The organism is Saccharomonospora iraqiensis subsp. paurometabolica YIM 90007, assembly GCF_000231035.2.
Lineage (GTDB): Bacteria > Actinomycetota > Actinomycetes > Mycobacteriales > Pseudonocardiaceae > Saccharomonospora > Saccharomonospora paurometabolica.
Map to the genome: position 1 here is coordinate 133485 of NZ_KI912196.1, position 4571 is coordinate 138055.

Genomic DNA, 4571 nt, shown 5'->3' on the forward strand with positions numbered 1-4571 from the left:
GCCGAGCGCGGCGGCGAAGGTGGTGGCTTCGGCCGCGCCCCCGCGCAGGGCCGGGAAACACGGCAGGTCGTCGGTGCGGGTCAACGCCGTGAGGACGGCGTCGGGGCCGACCTCCACGGCGCGGCCCACGCCCTGGGCGGGCAGGTGTCCGGCGGCGTCGGCGTAGCGGACGGTGCCGCGGGCGTTGCGAACCCAGTGCTCGGGGTCCAGTACCTCGGAAGACACCGGTCCGCCGGTCACCGTGGACAGGAGCGTGGTCCTCGGCGGGTGGAACTCGACGGTGCGCAGGACGGCGCGGTAGTCGTCGAGGACGGGATCGACGAGGGCGGAGTGGAAGGCGTGGCTGACGGTGAGTTCCTTGGAGCGGAACCCCTCTGCGGCGGCCCGCACGGCCTCCGCGTCGCCGGAGAGCACCACGGCGTCCCGGGCGTTGACGGCGGCGAGACAGACCCGGTCACCGAGCAGGGGCGAGACCTCGGCCTCGGACGCGGCGACGGCGACCATCGCGCCGGTCCCGGGCAGCGTGTCCATCAGCGCCGCGCGGGCGACGACGAGCGCGCAGGCGTCCCGCAACGACAGGACCCCAGCGAGGTGGGCGGCGGCGATCTCGCCGACGGAGTGTCCGATCAGCACGTCCGGCCGCACTCCCCAGGTCTCCAGGGTGCGGGCGACGGCGACGGACACGGCGAACAGACCGGGCTGGGCGAACCGCGTCCGGTCGACCGGCTCGCCGGAGGTCAGCGCCTGCCGCACGTCCTCGGGGAAGCAAGCCAGCACCCGGTCCCACTCGGTGGCGAAGGCGGGGAAGGCGGCGGCGAGACCGAGACCCATCCCGGCGCGCTGTGCGCCCTGACCGCTGCACAGGAACGCGGTGCGCCCGGGCACCGCACGAATCTCCTGCCCGTCCCAGGCGTCCAGCGCGTCGGGGCCGACGACCACCGCGCGGTGGCGGAGGGTCGCGCGCGTGGTGGCCAGGGAGAACGCGATGTCGGCATCGTCGGCATCGTCGGCGTCGTCGGCGCGGCGGGCGCGCAGGTGGGCGGAGAGCCTGGACACCTGATCCCGCAGGGCGGCGGGGCTGTGCGCGGAGAGGACCCATGGGACCGCACCGACCGGAGCGGCTCCGGGGCGTGGCTCGGGCGCGGGGGGTTCCTCGACGATGAGGTGGGCGTTGGTGCCGCTGATACCGAACGACGACACCCCGGCGCGGCGGACCCGCTCGCCCGGCTCCCACGGCTCGGCCTCGTTCAGCAGCGTGACCTCGCCGGCGGTCCAGTCGACGTGCGGGGTGGGCCGGTCGGCGTAGCGGGTGCGCGGCAGCACGCCGTGCTGCAGGGCGAGCACGACCTTGAGCACGCCGCCGACGCCGGAGGCGGCCTGGCTGTGCCCGATGTTGGACTTGAGCGAGCCCAGCCGCAGCGGGCCGCGTCCGCCACGAGCCCGGCCGTAGGTATCCAGCAGGGCCTGGGCCTCGATCGGGTCACCGAGACGGGTTCCGGTGCCGTGCGCCTCCACAGCGTCCACATCGGATGGTTCGAGTCCCGCGTCGGCGAGCGCCCGGTGGATGACGCGGCGCTGGGCGGGCCCGTTGGGAGCGGTGAGGCCGTTGGAGGCGCCGTCGGAGTTGACCGCCGTTCCGGGCAGCAGGGCGAGGACGGGGTGCCCGGCCGCGACGGCGTCGGAGAGCCGTTCCAGGACGAGCACACCGGCGCCCTCCGCCCAGCCGGTGCCGTCGGCCTCGGCGGAGAAGGCTTTGCAGCGGCCGTCGGGGGCCAGACCGCCCTGCTTGGAGAACTCCAGGAACGCGCCGGGCGTGGACATGACGGTCACGCCGCCCGCGAGCGCGAGCGCGCACTCCCCGGTGCGCAGTGATCGCACGGCCATGTGCAGGGCCACCAGCGACGACGAGCAGGCCGTGTCGACGGTAACCGCGGGACCCTCCAGACCGAGTGCGTAGGACACCCGGCCGGAGACGACGGAACCGGCGTTTCCGGTGGCGAGGTGACCGTCGACCGGCTCCCCGGACGCGGTCAGCAGCGGAGTGTAGTCCTGGCCGCTGGCGCCGATGTACGCGCCGGTGGCGCTCCCGCGCAGGCCGGCCGGGTCGATGCCCGCGCGTTCCAGTGCCTCCCACGAGACCTCCAGCAGCAGCCGCTGCTGCGGGTCCATCGCCAGGGCCTCGCGCGGGGAGATGCCGAAAAGCCCGGCGTCGAACTCGCCGACGTCGTGCAGGAACCCGCCCTCGCCGGTCAGGCCCTCGGCTCCGCTGAGCGCGGTGAGGTCCCAGCCGCGGTCGGCGGGGAAGCCGCCGACCGCGTCGGCCCCGGTGCGGACCAGTTCCCACAGGTCGTCCGGGGAGCGGACGCCGCCGGGGTAACGGCAGCCCATGCCGACCACGGCGACGGGATCGGGCTGGGAGTCCTCCAGTTCCCGCACCCGCGCGCGGGTGCGGTGCAGCTCGGTGATGACCTTCTTCAGGTAGTCGCGGAGCTTGTCCGTCTCGGTCGTCGGTTCGGTCACATCAGCCCCAAGTCCTTGTCGACCATGTCGAACAGATCGCTGTCGGTGGCGTCGGCCAGGTCGGGGGCTGCCCCGTCGGCCGGGTCGTCCTCCAGCGCGGCCAATGCTCGGCGCAGCCGGGCGGCGAGCCGGGTGCGGTCGTCCTCACCGAGGTCGAGATCCTCGACCCGCGTCAGGCCCACCAGCAGCCCCTCGACCTCGTCCTGCTCGGCCCCGAGAACGGTGTCGAGCAGGTGCCCGGCGAGCTCGTCAGGCGTGGGGTAGTCGAACACCACCGCCGCCGACAGCGTGGCCCCGGTGGCGGCGGCCACCCGGTTGCGCAGTTCGACGGCCGTCAGCGAGTCGAACCCGACGTCGCGGAAGGCCCGGTCAGGGTCCACCGCCTCGGGACCGGGGTGGCCGAGGACTGCGGCGGCCTCGGCGCGGACCAGTCCGGTCAGCTCGGCGCGGGCGCCCGCCCGGTCGAGACCACCGAGCCGGGCACGCAGCCCGGCGCCGTCGTCGGCGGTGACCGGCTGGGCGATCGCCGCACGCGCCTCGGGCAGCGCGTCGAACAGCGGCCGGTGACGGGCGACAGTGAACGCGGGAGCGAACCGGGACCAGTCGACGTCGGCGACCGCGACGGCGGCATCGCCCGCGGCCAGTGCGGTGAACAGGGCGTGGACGGCGGCGTCCGGGTCCAGGGCACGCACGCCCTGGTGGTCCAGGGCGGCGGTGGCGTGCGATCCCTCGCCACCCGCCATACCGCCGTCCGCCCACGGACCCCAGGCGATCGAGGTGTACGGCAGGCCGGCTTGCCTGCCGTGCTCGGCGAGGGCGTCGAGGTGGGCGTTGGCGGCGGCGTAGGCCGCCTGGCCCGCGCTGCCCCAGGTCGCGGAGATCGAGGAGAACAGGACGAGGGCGTCCAGGTCGCGCCCGGTGAGCAGCTCGTGCAGGTGCACCGCGCCCGCGACCTTCCCGTGCGACACCGCAGCGGCGTCGGCCGGGGTGAGGGTGTCGGTGGGCTGGAACTGCCCGACACCCGCGGCGTGTACGACGGTGCGCAGATCCGGATGCAGGGCGAGTACTTCGGCGAGACGGTCGCGGTCGGCCGCGTCGCAGGCGACGACCTCGACCTCGGCGCCCAACGCGGACAGCCGCTCGACCAGCTCGGTGGCTCCCGGGGTGTCGGCGCCGCGCCTGCTGGTGAGCACCACTCGCTCGGCGCCGCGGGCGATCAGCGCCTCGGCCACGCGAGCGCCCAGGGCTCCGGTGCCGCCGGTGACCAGCGCGGCGCCGCTGGTGCGCCAGTCGCGGGTGATCGGCGTGGGAGCGTGCTCGACGCGGCGGACCAGCGCCCGGCCGTTGACGACCCGCACCTGGTCCTCCCCTGGCGTGGTGAGCAGCGCGCGGACGGTGGCGTCGGCGGTGGCGGCGTCGATGAGGCCGCCCCAGCGGGCCGGGCGTTCCAGCCCGAGAACGCGGCCGAGCCCCCACACCTGCGCCTGGTCGGGGCCGTCGCCGTGGGTCACGCACCACAGCGGGGCGTCGACATCGGCGTCGGTGAGCGCCTGAGCCAGCAGCAGCGTGCCCGCGAAGCCGCCGGTGAGTCCGTTGTGGAGACCGGTGTCGGCGGCGAGCAGCGACACCACCCGCTCTACGGGCGGGTGCGCGGCGAGGCGGGCGGCCAGCGGTCCCCGCGCTCCGGCCGGGTTGACCTCCAGCGGGACGACCTCGCCCCCGTCGGCCGCGAGCCCGGCCACGATCTCGTCGACCCAGGCGCCGGGATTCGGTGGGACCGCCACCAGGACCCGGCCCGTGAGCGGGGCCGGGGTCCCGTGGTGCTCGTGCCAGGTCACGCGGTAGCGCCAGGCATCGGCCGTGCCGCGGCCCGCGCGTTCCCGGTGCAGGGCGCTCAGCGCGGGCAGCACCCGGCGCAGGTGTTCGGGGTCGACGGCGAGCTTGGCGGCCAGTTCTTCGGGATCGGCGCTGTCCACATCGGCCCAGAACGCGGTGTCGACGGCGGGGGGCGCCGGGGTCGCGGCGGCGGCCCAGTGGTGTTCGCGCTGAAA

General features: G+C 75.4%; 2 protein-coding genes. Both read right to left on the bottom strand.

Features of this window, described 5'->3' with window-relative positions:
* A partial coding sequence (locus SACPADRAFT_RS25030) for a type I polyketide synthase (protein ID WP_007026615.1) occupies window positions 1-2520 on the bottom strand: 2520 nt, incomplete at its 3' end.
* The coding region (locus SACPADRAFT_RS25035) for an SDR family NAD(P)-dependent oxidoreductase (RefSeq protein WP_007026614.1) at window positions 2517-4571 on the bottom strand (2055 nt) is incomplete at its 5' end. The genes SACPADRAFT_RS25035 and SACPADRAFT_RS25030, both read right to left, overlap by 4 nt.